The sequence below is a fragment of the Lewinella sp. JB7 genome, from assembly GCF_024297185.1.
GTDB lineage: Bacteria > Bacteroidota > Bacteroidia > Chitinophagales > Saprospiraceae > Neolewinella.
Map to the genome: position 1 here is coordinate 137,751 of NZ_JANCTD010000010.1, position 19,753 is coordinate 157,503.

17 protein-coding genes and 2 tRNA genes are annotated in these 19,753 nt (G+C 59.5%); 7 read left to right on the plus strand and 12 right to left on the minus strand.

Annotation, left to right across the window (positions count from 1 at the left end):
- Positions 1-5: 5 nt before the first annotated feature.
- Positions 6-137, minus strand: a complete 132-nt coding sequence (locus NMA52_RS18915; protein WP_256534348.1) for a hypothetical protein — start codon at positions 135-137, stop codon at positions 6-8.
- A gap of 111 nt (positions 138-248) precedes the next feature.
- On the opposite strand from NMA52_RS18915, the gene NMA52_RS16880 reads away from it, so the two are divergent.
- The 4 genes from NMA52_RS16880 to NMA52_RS16895 are packed head-to-tail and all read left to right on the plus strand — an operon-like array spanning position 249 to position 3,144.
- Positions 249-686 carry a thioredoxin family protein gene (locus NMA52_RS16880; protein ID WP_254828881.1) on the plus strand — a complete coding sequence of 146 codons (438 nt, stop codon included), beginning with the start codon at positions 249-251 and terminating at the stop codon, positions 684-686.
- Positions 686-1,678 (plus strand): FAD:protein FMN transferase, encoded by a 993-nt coding sequence (locus tag NMA52_RS16885; RefSeq protein ID WP_254828882.1) that lies wholly within the window; start codon positions 686-688, stop codon positions 1,676-1,678. The genes NMA52_RS16880 and NMA52_RS16885 overlap by 1 nt, the downstream gene beginning before the upstream one ends.
- 19 nt (positions 1,679-1,697) lie before the next feature.
- On the plus strand, positions 1,698-1,883 hold the full coding sequence (locus tag NMA52_RS16890) for a DUF4266 domain-containing protein (protein ID WP_254828883.1): 186 nt from the start codon (positions 1,698-1,700) through the stop codon (positions 1,881-1,883).
- Positions 1,870-3,144 carry a DUF3570 domain-containing protein gene (locus NMA52_RS16895; RefSeq protein ID WP_254828884.1) on the plus strand — a complete coding sequence of 425 codons (1,275 nt, stop codon included), beginning with the start codon at positions 1,870-1,872 and terminating at the stop codon, positions 3,142-3,144. Before NMA52_RS16890 ends, NMA52_RS16895 begins: the two co-directional genes overlap by 14 nt.
- Here the strand turns inward: NMA52_RS16895 and NMA52_RS16900 are convergent.
- On the minus strand, positions 3,141-3,623 hold the full coding sequence (locus NMA52_RS16900) for an ankyrin repeat domain-containing protein (protein WP_254828885.1): 483 nt from the start codon (positions 3,621-3,623) through the stop codon (positions 3,141-3,143). The two genes, NMA52_RS16895 and NMA52_RS16900, sit on opposite strands and share 4 nt — an antisense overlap.
- 247 nt (positions 3,624-3,870) lie before the next feature.
- Here NMA52_RS16900 and NMA52_RS16905 point away from each other — a divergent pair, with 247 nt between their 5' ends.
- Complete coding sequence (locus NMA52_RS16905) at positions 3,871-4,380, plus strand: hypothetical protein (RefSeq protein WP_254828886.1); 510 nt, start codon at positions 3,871-3,873, stop codon at positions 4,378-4,380.
- Positions 4,381-4,525: 145 nt separating this feature from the next.
- Positions 4,526-4,987 (plus strand): hypothetical protein, encoded by a 462-nt coding sequence (locus NMA52_RS16910; protein ID WP_254828887.1) that lies wholly within the window; start codon positions 4,526-4,528, stop codon positions 4,985-4,987.
- Here the strand turns inward: NMA52_RS16910 and NMA52_RS16915 are convergent.
- From NMA52_RS16915 to NMA52_RS19260, 3 genes are read right to left on the minus strand one after another with little or no spacing between them, the layout of a single operon-like run.
- Complete coding sequence (locus NMA52_RS16915) at positions 4,984-6,051, minus strand: methyltransferase (RefSeq protein WP_254828888.1); 1,068 nt, start codon at positions 6,049-6,051, stop codon at positions 4,984-4,986. The two genes, NMA52_RS16910 and NMA52_RS16915, sit on opposite strands and share 4 nt — an antisense overlap.
- 52 nt (positions 6,052-6,103) lie before the next feature.
- Positions 6,104-6,817, minus strand: coding sequence for a LytTR family DNA-binding domain-containing protein (locus tag NMA52_RS16920; protein ID WP_254828889.1), 714 nt, complete (start codon positions 6,815-6,817; stop codon positions 6,104-6,106).
- A gap of 56 nt (positions 6,818-6,873) precedes the next feature.
- On the minus strand, positions 6,874-8,724 hold the full coding sequence (locus NMA52_RS19260) for a sensor histidine kinase (RefSeq protein ID WP_254828890.1): 1,851 nt from the start codon (positions 8,722-8,724) through the stop codon (positions 6,874-6,876).
- A gap of 2,814 nt (positions 8,725-11,538) precedes the next feature.
- On the opposite strand from NMA52_RS19260, the gene NMA52_RS16930 reads away from it, so the two are divergent.
- Positions 11,539-14,478 (plus strand): aminotransferase class III-fold pyridoxal phosphate-dependent enzyme, encoded by a 2,940-nt coding sequence (locus NMA52_RS16930; protein ID WP_254828891.1) that lies wholly within the window; start codon positions 11,539-11,541, stop codon positions 14,476-14,478.
- A gap of 49 nt (positions 14,479-14,527) precedes the next feature.
- On the opposite strand, the gene NMA52_RS16935 is transcribed toward NMA52_RS16930, so the two are convergent.
- The 7 genes from NMA52_RS16935 to NMA52_RS16965 form a co-directional block, all read right to left on the minus strand.
- Positions 14,528-14,605: transfer RNA gene (locus NMA52_RS16935), tRNA-Pro, on the minus strand.
- Positions 14,606-14,696 (minus strand) — tRNA-Ser (locus NMA52_RS16940).
- Between the two features lie 133 nt (positions 14,697-14,829).
- Complete coding sequence (locus NMA52_RS16945) at positions 14,830-16,302, minus strand: DASS family sodium-coupled anion symporter (RefSeq protein WP_254828892.1); 1,473 nt, start codon at positions 16,300-16,302, stop codon at positions 14,830-14,832.
- Positions 16,303-16,321: 19 nt separating this feature from the next.
- A complete protein-coding gene (locus NMA52_RS16950) occupies positions 16,322-17,056 on the minus strand; it encodes a DUF1080 domain-containing protein (protein WP_254828893.1) in 735 nt (244 codons plus the stop codon).
- A gap of 43 nt (positions 17,057-17,099) precedes the next feature.
- Positions 17,100-18,035 (minus strand): ribonuclease Z, encoded by a 936-nt coding sequence (locus tag NMA52_RS16955; RefSeq protein ID WP_254828894.1) that lies wholly within the window; start codon positions 18,033-18,035, stop codon positions 17,100-17,102.
- A gap of 8 nt (positions 18,036-18,043) precedes the next feature.
- Positions 18,044-18,427, minus strand: coding sequence for an STAS domain-containing protein (locus tag NMA52_RS16960; protein ID WP_254828895.1), 384 nt, complete (start codon positions 18,425-18,427; stop codon positions 18,044-18,046).
- 107 nt (positions 18,428-18,534) lie between these two features.
- Entirely contained in the window at positions 18,535-19,752 is a 1,218-nt protein-coding gene (locus tag NMA52_RS16965; RefSeq protein WP_254828896.1) for an MFS transporter, read from the minus strand.
- Position 19,753 lies beyond the last annotated feature (1 nt).

A 19,753-nucleotide genomic window follows, 5' to 3' on the forward strand; every position in this document is an offset into this window, starting at 1 on the left:
TTGCTTCAGGGCTCCTGTTGCAGCAGGCGGTAAAAGACCACGATGAGGGCCACCACCAGGGCTATGATTCCGGCCAGCACGAGGTAGGCAACCGGACCGGTTCCCCCGAGAATTTGTGGGAATGCGAGAAAGGGCATGACGTCCGTTATTTTATGGGATCAACAGCCCGGAAGGGGAAAAGGTCGCTCTTTGTCCGCGGCCTTCCCTAAGTCCGTGCGTCGAAACGATAAACGCCACGTTCCAGTCGTATGAAGATTTTGCTCACCGTTCTGATTGTACTCGCCTGCCTGGCAAACGCCGCCGCCCAGTTCTGGTCGCCCGATTACGCGGCCGCCCAACGCCTCGCGGAGGAGAAAGGCAAACATCTGGTACTCGTCTTTTCGGGTTCCGACTGGTGCGCGCCCTGCATCAAACTCGAGCGGGAGATATGGCAGGATGCGACCTTCCAGACCGAGGCCGATGCAGACTTCGTGTTCTACCGCGCCGACTTTCCCCGCAAGCGCGCCAACCAACTATCCACCGCCCTGGCCGACCGCAATGCCTCACTGGCCGAGCGCTACAATCCGGGGGGCAGCTTTCCACTCGTCATGGTACTGACCCCGGCGGGAGAGGTGCGTGGACGGACCGGCTACCAAAAAGTCGCGCCCGCGGAGTATCTCGCCGCACTGCGCCAAATGGTCCACTGATGCCCTGGTGGATCATACTAGTTGCAATTTTTTCGTACGCTGCTAATGCCCAGACCCGGGCCTATCACCGGGTAGAACGACTGATGGGGTGCCGTTTCGACTTCACCGTCGTCGCGGACGATGCACCGGCGGGGGAGCGCTATCTCGACCTGGCCGTCGGCGAGGTCCGCCGCATCGAACGGCTGATCTCCAGTTGGGACCCCGCCTCACAGACCAGTACCGTGAACCAAGCGGCCGGAAAGGGCCCGGTGGTGGTTGATCACGAACTTTTCGATTTGATCGAACGGGCTAACGCCATTTCCCGACTGACCGACGGAGCCTTCGACATCAGCTACGCCTCGGTCGACTCACTTTGGCAATTCGATGGCTCGATGACCAGTTTACCGGACAGTGCGGCCGTGCAAGCCTCGGTGGCACGCGTAGGCTACCGGCGCCTACGGCTCGATTCGGCCGCCGCCAGTGTCTTTCTTCCGGAACGCGGAATGAAGATCGGTTTCGGGGCCATCGGAAAGGGCTACGCGGCGGACCGGGCGCGCGCCCTGTTGGAAGCCGCCGGGGTTACGGCCGGCATCATCAACGCTTCGGGTGATCTGACGGCCTGGGGGCGGCAACCGGACGGCCAGGACTGGCGGGTAGCCATCACGAATCCCCTGAACCGGGCACGGGCCTTTGCCTGGCTGCCGGTCGTCGACGGCGCGGTAGTCACTTCGGGCAGCTACGAGAAATTCGCTACCTTCGACGGCGTCCGCTACGCCCACATCATCGACCCCCGCACGGGTTATCCGGGCACGGGCATCGTGAGTGCGACCGTACTCGCCCCGCGGGCGGAACTGGCCGATGCTCTGGCAACGGCCGTCTTCGTTATGGGGGTCGACGTAGGCCTTCACTTCATCAACCAACTCCCCGGAGTCGAACTCGTTATCGTCGACCGGGAAAACCAAGTCCACACTACCGATGGAATCACGCTGGAAAAGCCCCGTAGCGATCATTAGGGCCTCGATCTCCGTGGTTATGCTGGGTATCGTTCTTGCTTCCTGTACGACGGTGAGGGGCTTCGAGATGGTGCGTCTGAGCGATCCGGATATGGTCCTGAACCCCACGTCCACCGAAGTACAACAGGCCGATTTCCAGAGCTACCGGGAGGCGGCTTCCGGCGCGAACGGCGGTAAAACCGGCGGGGGCTGTGGCTGCAATTAAGCGAATCTTCGTCGGAGGGCTCCGCCGGCAAATGTTGCTATTCGGGCTTCTACTGGGCTCCTGCGTTCCCGCCCAAACGGTTACGCCGGAAAATAGCGTTTACAAGAAACGGGTACTGGAAGGTGCCGAATTGCAGATTCTGGGAAGCTACTACCGGCAGGAAGGCAGTAACGCCGCCGTGACTGGGGGGAGAGGAACGGAGGAACTGACCGACGTCCACCCCACCGTGATCCTGGCCGTACCCCTCAACGACGACGACGTACTCACCGCCAACGTCGGCGTATCGGCCTACACCTCCGCCTCCTCCAGCAACGTAAACCCCTTCGACGGCAACGGGGGCGTCGCCGACCCTTTCCAGGCCTCTACGGGGGCCTCCCGGGAAGACGTGTGGATCAACGGGGTGCTGAGCTACGCCCACAGCTCGGACGACCGCAATACGGTGTGGACCGTGAACGTCTCGGGCTCCAATGAATATGACTACCGCTCCTTCGGCTTCGGGGGCGGCATCACCCGACTATTCAACGAAAAGAATACGGAAGTGGGCCTGCGGGTCAATGCCTACCTGGACAACTGGACGCTGATCTATCCCGTCGAGCTCCGGGACGGTTCCGACCTCCTCGACCGCAGCAATCGCGACAGTTATAACGTAGGGCTGAACGTCTCCCAGATCCTTTCCCGTAATCTGCAGGGAATGCTGTCCCTGGATCTGGTCCGCCAGTCAGGATTACTCTCCACCCCCTTTCAGCGGGTCTACTTCGCCGACCGCGAGGATCGGTTCACGGGCAACTTCCCCCTGGCCGACGACATCGAGCGTTTGCCCCACGACCGCAATAAATTGGCCCTGGGCGGACGCCTGCACGCCTACGTAAACGAGCGGATCGTCGTCAGAACGTTCTACCGCTTTTACACCGACGACTGGGGGGTGACCTCCCACACGCTGAACCTGGAAGTGCCGGTGAAGATCAGTGGCCAGTTTACCCTGCGACCGGCCTACCGGTACTACCGGCAGTCGGCGGCCGACTACTTCGCTCCCTTCAACCTGCACCTTTCGACCGACCTCCACTATACCTCCGACTACGACCTCGCGCAATTCGTGGCAAACCAGTATAGCCTGGGGCTTTCGTACACCGACATCCTGACCCGGTGGCGTTTGCTGGGCTGGGGCTTCAAGAGCCTGGACCTAAACCTGAGTGCCTACCGGCGCGACAATGGACTACGGGCCAACCAAGTGTCGTTCGGCGTCAAGATCGTCAACGACTAATTCCGCGCGGTTTCCAGGCGGGCGGTAAGATCTTCGAGTCCCTGCTCGCGGGCGTAATCGGCCGCCGAAAGTCCCCGCTGATCGCGCACTCCCGGATCGGCGCCGTGTTCGAGCAGCAATTCGACCAGTTCGGGGCGATTGAACATGGCGGCAAACGTCAGTGCGGTCCCCCCCGTGGCATTCCGGACGGAAGGGTTTGCTCCCCGTTCCAGCAGGTAGCGTGCGATCGCCAGATTACCCTTGAAGCAAACGCCCATCAGGGGAGTATTGCCGGTACCGTCTTTAGTATCCGGATCGGCACCGGCTTCCACCAGTGCACGGGTAGTGTCCAGGTTCTCCAGGTAGGTGGCCAGCACCAGCGGAGTGGAACCGCGTTGGTCGCGGGCGTGCTGCAGCTCGGGCTGGCGGGCGAGCATATCCTTGACTTCGGCTACATCGCCGTTGCGGATAGCGGCAAAGAATTGTTCGGATGGATTCATGGCTACATAAGGTCGGAGAGAGGGCAAAAGTTAGCGGCGCTACGGAAAGGGATGCAGACGTGCGTGTGTAGCGCCGCTATGGGGCGGGGACGCGGGAGCGGACTTCACCAGAAATCCCGGCTCCCAATCAGCTTACCACGTCGAATCACGAAAATTTCCTGGTCATTAGGTACGGATATGTGTTAAGATTATATCCGGGCACACCAGGCCGGGTAGTGTATACGATTAAGGGGTAAGTCTGTCTCTCATGAACGTATTTTCCATGCCGGTCCCTACCCGACCGGACCCCGCTATTGCGGGTCAGTGCCTCGTACGCCGGGGCGATCTTCTGCTCCGCTCCTTTCGCTGCAACGACGCCGATACGGTCCGTTTCCAGGCCCGGGAATACCTCCGGTTGGCGCAGGCTAACCCCCACGGTAACTCCTTCGGCAACGCGGTTCACCAGGCCAACACCATTCTCGGCCTACTGGCCCTGGAGGAGAACCGGATCGATCACGCGGTAGAGTACCTGAATGCCGCGGCCAGCACGCCGGGCTCTTCCCAGCTCCGCGGTTTCGGCCCGAACATGCTCCTCGCGCAGAAATTGCTCGTGGCCGGTCGTACCCGGGCCGTGCTGCGGTATCTGGACCGCTGCGGCAAGTTCTGGAAATTGAGCTTCGGCCGCCTGTGGTTGTGGAAAGTTGCCATTCGCAGCGGACGGGTACCCGATTTCGGAGCTAACCTGAGTCACCTGCTCGATCCTAAATCTTTCGGATAATCCCGAATTAAATAGGCCGTCGGGCGGACAGTACTCGCAATACGCATTACGGAAGCGTTATCCTACGGAATATTTTACGGTGGGGAGTACCATTTCCAATTTAGGTTGCGTTGTTGCTGCATGATGCGTGCAAACCAAGCTTGCCATGGAAAATGAACTCGTTCTTCTGGGGCGTCGCCTGCTGCAGGCCTACGCCCGCCGCGACTATCTGGCCGTCAGCCGAATGGCGATCGACTACCTGGCGGCGGCCGAAAGGAACCGCGACAGTGCTCACTACGGCAACGCGATTCACCAGGCAAATACCATGTTAGGGCTTATCGAACTGGAGCACGATCGGGTGGACCGAGCGACGGACTATCTGCTCCATTCGGCGCGTACGCCGGGGTCTCCCCAGATCAAGCTCCTGGGGCCCAACATGCTCCTGGCCGATAAACTTCTGGCGTACGGACAACGCTCCGCCGTGCTTCGCTATCTCGAGGCCTGCCGACGCCTCTGGACCCTCAGTTTCGGAACCCTCTGGCGGTGGCGGTGGCAGGTTGCGCGGGGCCGTACTCCGGATTTCGGGGCCAATTTATCTTACTTGACGGACTATAAATCCTTTGGCTAGCGCCGGCGATCACAACGGTAAATGACATACTTCTCGTTCTGTCTCACCGTATCCACGCCGTACCAACGCTCCAGATGGGTACGGTAATTGAGGTGGCGATTGGCGACCACGATCAGCTGCCCCCCTACCCTTAGTACTCTCCGGGCTTGTTGGAATAAGCCCAGGCTGACGTCCAGATTATTCTCGTAACCAAAATGAAAGGGGGGATTGGTAACCACCAGATCTACACTCCCGTCGCCGATCTCCCCCAGGGTGTGATCGTACAACACCCGGGATCGACCGGTGGGCAGATTCAGGCGAGCGCTTTCCACCGCCAGGCGGCTATCGTCGGTTGCCGTCAGGCGCGCGTCCGGATAGCGGCCGAGTAATTGGTCGCCAATGACCCCGTTCCCGCAGGCTACATCCAGAATGTGGGCCGGCGGGGGGAGGGTGGCCGCGAATGAATCCCACTCGCCGAGTAAGAACTGGGTAGCGTAATCGATATGCTTGGCGGAAAATACGCCGTGATACTGTCGGTAGGTTTTGCCGGCATAGCTTACTTCACTCCACGGCACCTGCGGACCCGCCGGCCTGAACTCTTGCATAAGAAGCAGCCGGGCCTTTTTCCGTGCCCGGGTTTGGGTCACCGCCGCGGCGTAGCGGTTGGCAACCTCCAGCCAGCGGGGAGTGAAGTGCCGGGTCATAAATCCCGCGGCTACGGTAAGCTCACCGGTTACCTGGGCGGCCAACCGCGACAGGTATACCTCGAAAAGGTCAACGGACTTGGGAATGCGCATGAGCGCCCGGTCGACGTCGGGGAGCGTGTCGAACAGCGAATACACTTGAGGGTACCGGTCCGCGGAAGCATTGCGACGCAGGGCTTCTTCCTGACTGTGAAAGGTCGCCAAAAAGTGCGTTGGAGCGGGTGCGCCCAGGGCCAGTACACCGAAGCGGTCGTGGGCGACTATGGTGCCCCGGCGGGCGGGGGGTTGCTCCTGTGCCCACGCCAACAGTAACTCATCGGCGGCACTGACCACCTGCAGCGAGTGGTCGCTGGTGGGGGGATAGCGGTGTAGTCCATTCATTTCCATCAACCAAGGTCCGGTGACGGTAAATGTTCGCACTTTTGGTTAGCGATCAGAGGCGGGCGAAGACCTCCTGCCGGCGGGAGCGGCTGATGGGAATTTCGTCGCTACCGATATGGAGGCGATCCTTGTTGTAGCGGGTGACCGATTTCAGGTTAACCGCGTAACTGCGGTGGGTCTGCACGAAATCAGTATCGGGCAGTTGGTGCAGCAGATCGCTGAGTGAACTACGCAGGACCAGGGGGGCGCGATCGACCAGATGAAGCTTCAGGTAGACGTGGTCGGCCTCGAGATACGTGATGGTGGAGGTATCGAGCACGTGGGTTTCGCGACCGTCCCGCAGCGTGACGGTTTCGGCCGCGCCCGTATCCGACTGGTGGTTGTGCATGGCCACCGTGATCGTGGAGAGAAGCGAAGGGATCTGAACCGGCTTACTAAGGTAGCCCGCCGGGAAGGTCTCCTTAGCGAGGTCGAGCGTATGGCCGTCCATCTGCGAAGTCAGGTAGACGAAGGGGATCGGGTCGGGCTGTTCGTTGAGATAGTGGGCAAAGTCGATGCCGGTAAGTTCGCCACTGAGCCGTACGTCGATCAGCGCCAAATCCGGGCGGTCGGCCTCGTATAGTTCGACGGCTTCCTCGTACGAAATGGGTTTTCCGGTGACGGTGTGACCGTTGCGACGCAGGTTCCTTTCGATGCTATCGGCAATGATGAACTCATCCTCGAGCACGAGGACCCGATAGCCGGGAGTGGCGGATTCAGATGTCATGAGAGTATAATACTAAATGGTGCGACTTTGCGAATGTACGCCAATCGCACCTAAAACTAAACCGTGCCGTTGGCGACGCGCTTCCGCTTCATTCTCTTTTTATTACGTTTGGGAAGTGCGGACTGGTTTTTACGTTTGAAGTAAACACGGGTGAGAGCCCCTTCATCGTTCAGGGATTCCATCCGCCCGCGCAGCTGACGGCTCATACCATTGAGCAGGTAGGTCCCGAGGCCACCCTCCCGTTCGGCGAGGGCGCCTTCGGGGAATCCCGGGCCGTTGTCGTGGTAGGTCAGGCAGATTTCGTCGTCGATTTTCACCATGTCGATGGAGATCCGTAGCGGTCCGTCCTGCGGGACGCCGTACTTGAAGCTGTTGGTCAGCAGCTCGTTGAGCACGGTACCGAGGGGAATGGCCGTCTCCAGATTGAACCAGTAGTCCTTGATCTCGATGTAGAACTCACAACCGTTCGGCAGGGAGTAGAGCTGGCTGAAGTGCTGACAGATCTTGCGGGTATACAGTTCAAAATCAATTTCGCCGCCGCGCCCATCCTGGTAGAGGGTCTCGTGGACGGCGGCCATGCTGAAGATGCGACCGGACATGGCTTCCAGACACGCCCGGGCGTGGGGATCGGCTAACTCCTGCGTTTGCAACTCCAGCAGGCCGATGATGACCTGCAAGTTATTCTTGACCCGGTGGTGCACTTCCCCCTGTAGGATCTTCTGCTTCGTAAGGGACTGCGTCAGCTCTTCGTTCTCCTGTTCGATGAGGTACTGCTCCTCCAGCGCGGTCTTGGCACGCTTAAGCCGGGTGTAGAAGTAGCCTAGCAGCGCGAGGCCGGCGATGCTGACCAGAGCAATGCCGAGCAGGGTCATGAGACGGTTGCGCTCCTCCAGCAGCATCCGCTCCTGTTCCGCGATGAGCTGGCTGTTCTTTTCGTTTAGGTAACGAGCCTCGATCTCCACCGCCCGTTCGTCGTTGACGCGTCTGAGGTGCTGCAATTCGGAGTTGTGGGCCATGGTCAGGTAGTGCCACGCAGAGTCGGGCTCATTCATGTGGCGCATCAGTTCCGCGCGGTACTCGTAGACACGACTGGCGTAGGTGCTGTCCCGGTCCTCCACGCGTGATGCGTATACCATGGCCGAATCGTTCGACACCAGCGCCTGCTCGATCTTTCCCCGGTCGAGTTGCAAGCGGTTGAGGGCCAGGGTCATGACCAAATAGTCTACCATACTACCCGTGTTGCGGTAATATTCGGCCGCTTTGGTCAGATGTTGTTCGCTGGATCGCGGATTGCTCGTCCGCTTCAGTAAACTGATGATGTAGTGTCCCAGAGCCAGTTGATGGCGGTCGTCCTGTTCCCGGGCTACGATGACGGCACGGTTTGCGAGCCGTAGCGCGACCTCGGGGTCTCCGTAGCGGTAGTGATAGGCGGAGGTTCGGTTCCAGAGCCGGGCGTTGAGGTTGTGTAGGGCGTGGTCCTGGATGAGTCGCTCGGCGTGTTTGAGGTAGGCAAGGCATTCCTCCGGGCTGTCCTGCCGCTGCAGGATGTAGGCCATTCCGATCGCCGCCTCGGCTTCTATGTGGTGCTCCCCCATGGAGTTTGCCGCGTCGATCAGGCGCAGGAGCTCCGCGGTTGCAGTTGGGTAGGCACGTTGTTTGGTGAGCGCCTGGGATCGCTCCAGATTCACGCGCAGCGCAAAAGCCCGGTGACGGGGGTCCTCGTCGTCGAGCGACGTGAGCAGATTATTCAGAAGGTAGATTGCCGTATCGTTGCGCGAAGCGGTAATGAGCTCCTCGGCCCGGAGGAGTTGCCGCCACATCGCTTCCGTCTGCGACTGCGCCGTTACAGAAACCAGCAACAGCAGCATCAGCATCAGCCAGTTTCTCGGATTAATAAGGGAAAACACGATAGTCAGTATTTCGTGACGCAGACAGCACAAGATACGGCCTGCGGATTCGGTGATGGAACAAAAGGGTGGCGGACACCGTCGCATCCACCATCCAAAATGATAATGCCGCTAGCCAGGCGACTAAACTGAGAGACGATAAGCTTAGGGAGCGGACATTGGCCGGCCCGTTATGGTCTCTCCGTATGGGCTTGATCGGGGAAATGAATCGTATGCATCCAGCCGGCCGTCGGCACCCATGCGGGCGGCTGACGGGTTAGTACGGATATTACTCGGACCGAAATTGTTCCTGCGTCGCCTCGCCGGGGTCCTTTTTCCTCCGTGGCCAGGGCGCAAATTCCGGTCCATCCCCTCTTTGCATATACTAAATGTAGGGCCTTCGGAAGTGCCTCTTCCAACAATGCCGAAGCTATGTTCTGAACGGGGTGGCTTGTGTTCTGAATAAGGTACAGTCGTAGGCCCTTGGGGTCCACACCGTGGTGTAAAAATGTCGGAGTGTATCATCAAAATTCAGGAAAACCCGGCCGCTGAATGCCGGGTCCGTGGAACGCTCACCAGGTCCATGTTGTCGTTCTTGCCGATCACGCCTGCGTGCAAGAATGTTGGTGGTGGCGTATATAAATTGGTGCGAAGGTCAGTGATCTCTTATCGAATACTTGAGTACATACAGGGAAACTGTTGGTGATCGGGACTTACGGTACCCAGTCAATTGACAAATACCGCGGCCATCTTTGTTGTAGAAAGAATGCGGCGAGCTACCGTCGAAGTTTGACCTTAACCCTTCTTGTTCTGAACGGTACGGTTTGTGTTCTGAATGGTAATTTTCGGGCACCGAGCGGTCAGCGGGTAGGGCGAGGCCGACCGGGCCGACCAAAAGAAAACCCGACCACCAAGGTGGCCGGGTTTGTAAAATCACACCAACATTTAAATCTTGTCACCCTGCTCCCCCAGTAGGGGTCTACACGGTATTAGGTCTGGTGTAGCTTCGTGAACACAAATTATTTAGGTCGAACAAACGTCTCTCACAACGTAAAACAATACTTGGGATTACAATTCCAGAAAACGGTAGTTAAGATCTTTGCGTGCTGTAGCACCGTGTTCGTTGCTGATGTCACATAGATAATGCCCCGAATTTGAGAAAATTGACTTTCCGACGGGTCATGTTCTTAACAGCGCGCTCCGTGTTCTGAACGGTATGTGCCGCTCCTGATCCGGATAGTTCCAGTATATATTGCTGAAATTCAGACAGTTAAAAAAAAGCCCGGTCACTTTCGTGCCGGGCTTACTACATCACGGTTAGCGCTTTGTTCATGGTGAGTGCGCGAGGCAGATCGGGAATCAGCCGATCGATACGGTACACTAAACCGGATGAGTAGAAAATGAGCTTACGTCTCTCACAACGGTAGGCTTAACGAATTAAATACAATATAAAATCAACGTCTCTCACAACGTTCGTTACAGATGTCGGAGGGATAATGTATTGCCGGAGAGAGAAATTTCAATTAATTACCTTCTTGTTCTCAATGGCCCGATCCGTGTTCTGAACGGCAATGTTCCCGCTCCTCTTTACGATTACGTACGCTCAACTGACTGAAAGCTAGCCAGATACAAAAAAAGCCCGGTCGCAGGCGCGCCGGGCTCGTTATACTACAGTAAAAGCTTGTTCGTAGAGGGTGGGTTATTCGCCGGACGTCAATTCGGTGGATACCGCGCTCCTCTATATGTAATTTGATATATGCTTACGTCTCTCACAACGGTCAGCGGGATACATGCAAAAAATAAAAGAATTAGTCAACGTCTCTCACAACGTTCGTTATAGATGTCGGGGATATAATGCGGTAAGCAGCCAATAAATTTGCTCCGGGCAGGGCCTTGTTCTTAACGGCACCGCAGATGTTCTGAATGGTATTTTCGGGCGATGACTCCCTTCCCAACCGGACTGTGGCCCGCAAGCGGTGAGTGCCGCACACACAAAAAGACCCGAGCACGGAATGCTCAGGTCTTGATGGGTTCGTACGGAAATTGTCTTTCCGGAGTTTGGTGTAAGGAGTAGATTCGACGCGTCGGGTCAGCTGCTAAACAGTCGGTCACCGACAGCGGGAGCACCCCTACCGTAGGTTACTGTTCACCGGACTCACCGGTGAAACACTGCATCTTCAATCAAAACTGGGTATTTAGGTTATTAACATGAGTTACGCGACGGCATAGATACGGCAAGTGGACACCGAACCCGGCAATCACGCCGGCCGATGTTCTAGACTACCGCGAGCATGTTCCGAACGGAAACGGACCTGTCCTGGTATACTCCACTGGTGAATTATTTTGCCAACGACTGCCGGCCCTTGTCGACAAGGGCGACACGCTTCCGGCACTTGGGGGCATAAAAAAACCCGGCCACGTTATGGGCCGGGTTCATAAGATCGCACCAACAATTAGTTCTTGAATGAATACTGAAATGTCAGTATCCCATGGTTATATTGATGTCGAATCCCGTAAGTGTGCTGTTCAATTATCGTCTTCTCTCAAAAAATCACGTCTCTCACAACGTCAAGCTAAAATGGGATTATAATTCTATCGTCAGTCAAAACGTACCGCGTTTACATTTAAACCGCTCACCGCTTTCACATGATTATGGAACAAACATAGGGTCACGGCTGGCATAATGTAGCGTTTACACCCCCTCATGTTCTGATTGACCACCGTCGTGTTCTGAACCGTCATTTTTTTCCACATTCCCCTGGATTTCCGCGCCGAAAAGTGCTTTTGTCCGGGTAGGTAGCTTACCTGAGAGTCCCCCTTTCGTATGTTAGCCGCATGTCAGCAACCTCCCTCCCGGCGGACCTCCTCGCCCGATTTACCATCCCTTTCTCCCCCCCAGCCACTGCCGAGGCCCGGTCCCTACCCGGAGAAGTGGATCAAAACTACCGGGTAGTCGCAACGGATGGTATGCCCTACGTACTGAAAATAAGTCCCCCCGGAGCCGACCCCGCCGCCGTGGATTTTCAGCGCGCGATCCTGAACCACCTCCGTGCGTCAAGCCTCCCCTTCCAAATCCCCGCCATCGTCGAAGAAATGTCGCTACCGACACCGGACGGCAACCGGCAGGTACGATTACACGCCTGGGTCGACGGACGCATACTCGACGAGGTGAAGCCGCGTACCCCCGCCCTGTGGCAATCGTGGGGAGCCACCTCCGGCAGGCTTTGTGCGGCGCTGGCGGATTTCGATCACCCGTACGCCCACCGTCCCTACAAGTGGGATCCCGTGAGGGCACCAACGGCCCGTCCCCTGCTACAATATCTTAGCAATAGTGAGAAAATGCTGGCGGAGTATTTCTTCGACAGACAAGAGTTGCTGGATACCGCCGGCCTCCGCCGCTCCGTAAATTATAATGATGCCCACGAGCACAACCTGCTGGTGCGCGACGGTCGGGTGAGCGGCGTCATCGACTTCGGCGATGCCGTCTACACCGCTACCATTTGTGAGCTGGCCATCGCCTGCGCATATGCGGGAATGCAGCAGGCCGATCCCCTAGATTCGATGCGGATGGTCATCGCGGGATTCCGGACGGAATTCCCCGTCACCGAATCCGAACTGGGGGTACTGTACGATCTTATCGCCGCACGCTTACTGCTGACGGTCACCGCCGCAGCCGAAAACCGTCACGCTCACCCCGACAATCCATACCTATCGGTTTCCGAGGCGCCGGCGTGGACCTTATTGCACTATCTGCGTACTCTCCCTCCCGCATTGGCCACTGCTCATTTCCGCCATGCCGCGGGAATTGCCCCCCATCCGCGAGCGTCCGCCTACGCGGCTTGGGCTCGTACGGCCAATCCGCTGGCATTACTTCCGTTGCGGGACTCCACCATGGTTTCCATCGATCTGGGTGTCGGCAGCCCTACGCTCGGGCTTACTCGCAATTACGCGGAACCCAACAAATTTTCTACCCTGGTCCGCCGTCACCTGGAAGACCGGGAAGCGGACTTCGCCATCGGTGGTTACGGGGAGACCCGCCCCGTATACACTACGGATGATTTTCAGGGAACCGGGAATGACGGCCCCCGTTGGCGGAGCGTACACCTGGGACTAGACTGCTGGTCGCCCCGCGCGGGAGCCACGATCGTAGCTCCACTGGACGCCACCGTACATGACGTAGGCACAGACACTACCGTCGGCGGCTACGGAAACACCCTCATTTTACGCCACGACCCCACCCCTGACCTGACCTTCTATACCCTCTACGGCCATCTGGGCCCGATCGACGAGAATCTTCGGGCGGGGACGCGGGTACGGGCAGGGCAAGCGATAGCTACCATTGGTGGCAGAGAAACAAACGGCGGCTGGCCGCCTCACCTCCACTTTCAGGTTCTGCTCGATACCTATGACTACGGCACGAATTTTCCCGGCGTCGCTTACCCCGAGGAGGCGGATATCTGGCTGGGTATCTGTCCGGACCCCCGCTCCCTCCTCCCCCTAAGCGTTCCCGCCGAGAGCCCGCCGCCCGACCCGGTACCGCAGCTTCTATCCCGACGAGAATCGCGTTTAGGGTACAGCCTAAGCCTGTCGTACCGCCGTCCGCTTCACATCCTGCGCGGCTCCCAACAGTACTTATTCGATCACACGGGCCGGCGGTACCTGGATACGGTGAACAACGTGGCGCACGTAGGTCACGAACACCCCCGGGTGGTGGAGGCGGGACAGCGGCAAATGGCCGTTCTCAACACCAACAGCCGTTACCTGCACGCCACCGTTCTGGAGTTTGCCGATCGCCTGCGCGCGACCCTTCCGGATAAACTTTCCGTCGTACACTTCGTCAATTCGGGTAGCGAAGCCAACGAGCTCTCGCTACGGATGGCGGAAGCGGTGACCGGCACCCGTGACACCCTGGCGATGGAAATGGGGTACCACGGCAATTCAAACCGCACCATCGAGGTGAGCAGTTACAAATTTGCCCGGCGGGGCGGTAGCGGACAACCCCCCACGACCACGCTGTTGCCTATGCCCGATGCCCTGCGCGGTCGTCACCTGGACCCGGCTCCCCACCTCCCCCGCCACCGCGCATCCTTCATCGCGGAAGCCATTCTCAGCTGCGGCGGACAGATCCCCCTTCCGCCCGGATACCTGCAAGGGGTGTACGCCCACGTGCGTGCGAACGGCGGCGTATGCATCGCCGATGAGGTGCAGACAGGACTCGGCCGGGTAGGTACCCACTACTGGGCCTTCGAGCTCCAGGAAGTAGTACCGGACATCGTCACCATCGGCAAGCCCCTCGGCAACGGTCACCCCCTCGCCGCCGTAGTCTGTACGGAAGCCGTAGCGGAGGCATTCGCCAACGGCATGGAATACTTCAATACTTTCGGAGGGAACCCCGTGAGCAGTGCCGTAGGACTCGCCGTGCTGACTGTGATCGACGACGAAGGTCTGCAGGACAACGCGCGGCGTACCGGTGCCTACCTGAGCGGACGGCTAAACTCTCTGCGGACCGATTTCCCGCTCATCGCCGACGTACGGGGACCGGGCCTGTTCCTGGGATTTGAGCTGTGTGGCCCGGACCTTGCTCCCGCGACCCCGCAGGCCAACTACCTGAAGGAGCGCATGCGCGAGCTGGGCTTCCTGATGAGTACTGACGGCCCCCACGAGAACGTCCTTAAGCTCAAACCACCCCTGTGCTTTACGCAGGATAATGCCGACCAACTGACCGAATACCTGAATCGCGTGCTGCAGGAAGACGGTACGCAGTGGAGAGACTAGGCAAAAAAAGAAGGGATGATCACTGCTAGTGATCATCCCTTTCCTTTCCTGGTCGGGGCACCAGGATTCGAACCTGGGGCCTCCTGCTCCCAAAGCAGGCACGCTAACCGGACTGCGCTATGCCCCGTGGCGGAGACGGCGGGATTCGAACCCGCGGTACCCTGTTAGGGTACGTCGATTTAGCAAACCGGTGGTTTCAGCCACTCACCCACGTCTCCGGGTTTTTGCTCGCAACGACCATCATAAACCCCTAAGGGAATCGGCTGCCGTTGGTGCTAAAGCGACGCAAATTTACGCTGGATAGTTCGGTTACGAAAGCATTGCCGGAGATTTTTTCCCGCCCCTTTTCACCTAGCCCGGCACGACCCATTCCGGGACGATGTTCGGATCGTAGCCCCACAGCAGGGGGAGAAGGAAGTAGCAGAAGAGCGCGATGACGGCTACGGACAGCAGATTCAGCCAGAGCCCCGCGCGCGCCATGTCCGGGATCGTCAGGTAGCCCGATCCGAAGACGACGGCATTGGGGGGCGTAGCTACCGGCAGCATGAAGGCACAGGTGGCCGCCAGGGTCGCCGGCACCATCAGCGCGTAGGGATGAATCCCCAACGGCAGGGCGGCCGCGGCAAACACGGGCATCAGCATCGAAGTGGTCGCTACGTTGCTGGTAATCTCGGTGAGAAAATTAACGGCGGCCGTGATGATGAGGATCACTACGAGCAGGCCGACACCTTCGGGAATGGTCAGGGTGGCCCCGATAAAGTCCGCCAGTCCGCTGGCCGAAAATCCCGCCGCCAGGGCGAAGCCTCCCCCCAGGAGCAGGATGATCCCCCACGGCAGGCGCACCGCCTCCGACCACTCCAGCAGCGCACGCCCGGGCCGGTCTCCCGGGATGATGAACAACGCGATCCCACCCGCCATCGCGATGATCGGATCGTCGAGTCCGGGGATGAAAGCCTGCAGCACGCTCGTACGGAATATCCAGGCCAGGGCGGTCACCGCGAACACGATCAATACTTTCTTCTCCTCCCGCGAGAGGGGCCCCAGGGATTGCTGCTGCCGGCGCACCTCCTCGCGCCCCCCCGAAAAGGTGCGGCGTTCGAAGGTGAAGGCCACCCGCGTGAGGTACCACCAGCATAGCACAAGAAGCACCATGGATACCGGGAATCCGATCATGAACCACTGGGCGAAGCTGATCTCCACCCCGAAGGTTTCCCGCACCACGCCGGCGAACACTAGGTTCACGGGCGTACCGATCAGCGTGGCCATTCCACCGATCGATGCACTGTACGCGACGGCCAGCATGAAAGCCTTGCCGAATTCGTCGTTCTCGTCGATCTCCGGCGTGGCCGGGTCGTCCCGCAGCTGGGCGACGATGGCCGTCGCGATCGGCAGCATCATCACCGAAGTAGCCGTATTGGAGATCCACATGGAGAGCAGGGCGGTAGCCACCATGGCTCCCAAAATGATCATCCGCACGTTCGTACCGATGAAGGCAATGATGCCCAGCGCGATCCGGCGGTGCAGATTCCACTTTTCAATGGCCATGGCGATGAGGAATCCGCCCAGAAACAGAAAGACATACCGGTGCCCGTAAGCCGCCGTAGTGGGTTCCAGCTCCATGCCGCCGGTGAGGGGGAAGAGAATGATGGGCAGCAGCGCCGTGACTGCGATGGGGACGGCTTCCGTAATCCACCAGGCGGCCATCCACGCCGTCGCCGCCAGCAGCGCCGTACCACCCGTCGGTAAGCCGGCGGGGTGGAAAAACAGCTGGATCAGGATAAACAGCAGGGGACCGAGTAACAGTCCGACACGTCTGGTGGTCATAAGCGCTTGGGGAGGGAGCCTACAGCTCGCGCACCCAGATGTTGCGGTAGGCCACCAGGTTACCGTGGTCCTGCAGCTTGATCACGTCGTCGCCGTGAGCGATGTTGCGGGGAAGGCCGATGTACTCGGTCGTTCCCTTGATCTCCGTGTGGTTCTGCACCACCACGCCATTCATCAGTACGGTGACGTAACCGGGGCGGATCAGCATGCCGTCCTTATTGAATTCCGGGGCGTCGTAGATGATGTCGTAGCTCTGCCACTCTCCCTGGGGCTTCAGGGCGTTGACCAGGGGCGGCGACTGCTTGTAGATCGAACCGGCCTGTCCGTTGGTATAGGTGTCGCTGCCTTCGCTTTCCAGCACCTGCACCTCGTAGCGGTTCTGCAGAAAGATGCCGCTGTTTCCGCGGCCCTGTCCTTCCTTGTCCGGCTCGCTCGGCGAGCGCCATTCGACGTGCAGCTGCATATCGCCGAACTTGCGCCGGGTCATGATGTCGCCGCTGCCGGGTTTAACCACGATCGCGTTGCCTTCCTTGGTCCACTCGGCGTTACCGTCCGACTTAGCGGATTTCCATTCACTCAGATCGGCCCCTTCTCCCAACAGTACGATCGCGTCGGCGGGAGGATCACCCAATGTGGCACCGGGTTTGACCTTGGGGGGCACGGGCTCGTAGAATTCGGTGGCTTTAGGATCAGTGATCTGGCAGGCGGCGGTGCCCGTCAGGCAGAGGCAGAACAGAATGAAGAGGTTACGCATAATCAGATTTATTAGGCCGGCCAAGTTAATGCAAGGCGCGCACTTATTCCCGGCCGCGCGCGACGAACGGAACGGCGTACCGCTGGAGGTCCCGGACGGCGTAGGAACGCGGAAATACACTACGGGCCTCGGCTTCGTGTCCTTCAACTCCCCGGTAGCGGGAACTGTAGTGTCCGAGCAGCAGGGTTCCGACGTGAGCATCCCGGGCGGTTTCGGCGGCTTCCCGGGCGGTGGAGTGTCCCTTGGCGTGGGCCTCGGCGACCAGGTCGTGCAGAAAGGTAGCCTCGTGGTACAGCAGATCGACCTGTCGGACGTAGTCGGCCAGTTCGGGAAAGTGGAGCGTATCGGAGCAGTAGGCGTAGGAGCGGGGCGGGGCCGCGGGAGCCGTAAGCTCGGCGTTGGGCACTACCCTGCCCCCCGGCGTAGTAAAGTCACCGCCGGCCTTGATCGCGGCGATCTGCTGCCAGGGAATCCCGTATCGTTCTATCTGTTCGCGCAGGATGTTGGGCTCCCGCACCCGTTCCCGGATCAGGTACCCATTGGTGGGAACCCGGTGCCGCAGGGGAAAGCTGATCACCTCCAGCTCCCCGGTGGTGGTGAGCGGACCGGCTTCGGTAGCCGCGTGTTCCGTGAAGGTCAGGGGAAAGGGCAACTTCCAGCGATCGAGTTCCAGGAGAGGCGCGAGCTTTGCCCGCAGACCTGGCGGACTTACGATCCGCAGGGGGGCCGTACGGCCGGTCAGGGCAAGACTGGTGAGCAGGCCGGGCAGTCCGAAGTAGTGATCCCCGTGAAGGTGGGTGATCAGGATCAGGTCAAGACGCCCGAGTCCGTAGCCCGCGGCCTGCAGTTGCATCTGCGTGCCTTCACCGCAGTCGATCAGTACGTCGGTGGTTTCGGAGCGTAGGAAGTGACCGGAGGCGTGGCGGTCGGCGGTCGGTACCGCTCCGTTGGAGCCGAGGATCGTTACTTCGAAGCGCACCCGGGGAGCTACTCCTCGCCGGGCTCGGCCTGCATATCGCGCTGGAGCTCCTCCATGAAGATGAAGTCCACCGCCTCGCTCATGGTGGGCAGGATGGTGAGTACGGTATCGACTTTGCTGATTTCGACGAGTCGCTTCACCGCCGAATGCTCCACGCCGGTAACGACGAAGGTGCCCAGGTTACTCCACAGCCGGCGGGCGGTCAGGATGGCACTGAGGCCGGAAGAGTCGACGTACTTGACGCCGCTCAGGTCCAGAATGAGGTTATTGATCCCTTCGTTGGCCAGAATGACGAATTCCGATTTAAGCTGGGGGGCAACGGCCGAGTTGAGGTTTTCTTCCTCGGGCTTGATTACGCTGTACCGTTCCTGCTTGTCAATACTGAATTTCATTGATGGTGTATTTTATTTGTTCCCCGCCGCAAATGTATGTAATACTAAGGTAGTCCGGACCCCACGGCTTATCGGTGTTCGTCCGCGGCTCCCGCGTACCCGCCGCCTCAGTCTTCCACCCGTAGGTAGAATACCGCCAGCCCGAGGAGTACGGCCATGAGCAAAGCCACCACGCCCAGGCCCACCCGCAGCCCCGCGACGCCGGGAAAAAAGATCATGCCCTCGGGCAGGAGCGAATTCTGGTAATCGGACACGAAGCCGATCAGTGGTGGACCGAACAGAAAGGCCGAATAGCCGATCGTGCTTACCGAACTGATCCCTACGCCGGGGCGCAGTCCGGGCACCTTGCTCGCCTCGCTGAAGACCACCGGCACGATGTTGGAAAGCCCCAGCCCCACCAGCCCGAAGCCCAGGATGCTCACCGCCGCCGTCGGCAGTACGATCGCTCCGCTTACGCCCACCAGGGCCAGCAACGCACCCAGACGGACCACCGCCAGCGATCCTATGCGCGCCCGCACGTAATCCCCTACCGACCGCCCCAGCAGCATCGCCCCGCTGAAGGCCGCCTGCCCCACCGGCGCCAGCGCTTCCGGACTACCGGTCACCCGGGTCATGTACAGGGGCGTCCAGTCGGCCATCGACCCCTCCCCGATCATGGTGCACAGCGAAGCCAGCCCGAGGAGAATGATGGCCGTGCTGAATTTACTGCCGTTGAAATTTTCCGTGACTCCCGCGGCCGGGTCGTCGCGTAAAAAGTACGGCAACGCCCCGATCGCTACGGTAAGGGCGAGGACCGATACCGCCACGAGGTGCTGTCCCAGATCAAAACCGAGATAGATGAATAAGGCGGCCACCCCGGCCCCGACGAACATTCCCCCGGAGAAGCAGGCATGGAAGGAACTGGTGATGGGCTTACCCCACAGACGTTCGATGTCCACCGCCTGGGCGTTGACCGCCACGTCCATCACGCCGGTAGCCACCCCGATGAGGGGCATGACCACGAGTAACCCCAGGTAACCGGGCATATAGGCCATCGCCGGCACGGTGACGATGAAGGCCAGGGTGGATACCACGGACAGCCGGTAACTTCCGCTCCGCACGATGAGAAAACCCGCCAGGGGCATGGCCACCAGGGCACCAAGGGCCAGCGCGGTCAGTACGAACCCCGTCTCTCCATTGTCAATGGCATAGATTTCCTGCAGGCGCGGGAGCCGACTCGTCCAGTTCGCGTACAGGAATCCATTGATGGCAAAGGCCAGCGCCACGGCGAGCCGGGAGCGCAGCAGGGAAGCGGGGCGTTCGATGCGGTTGCGATTTGCGCGCAAA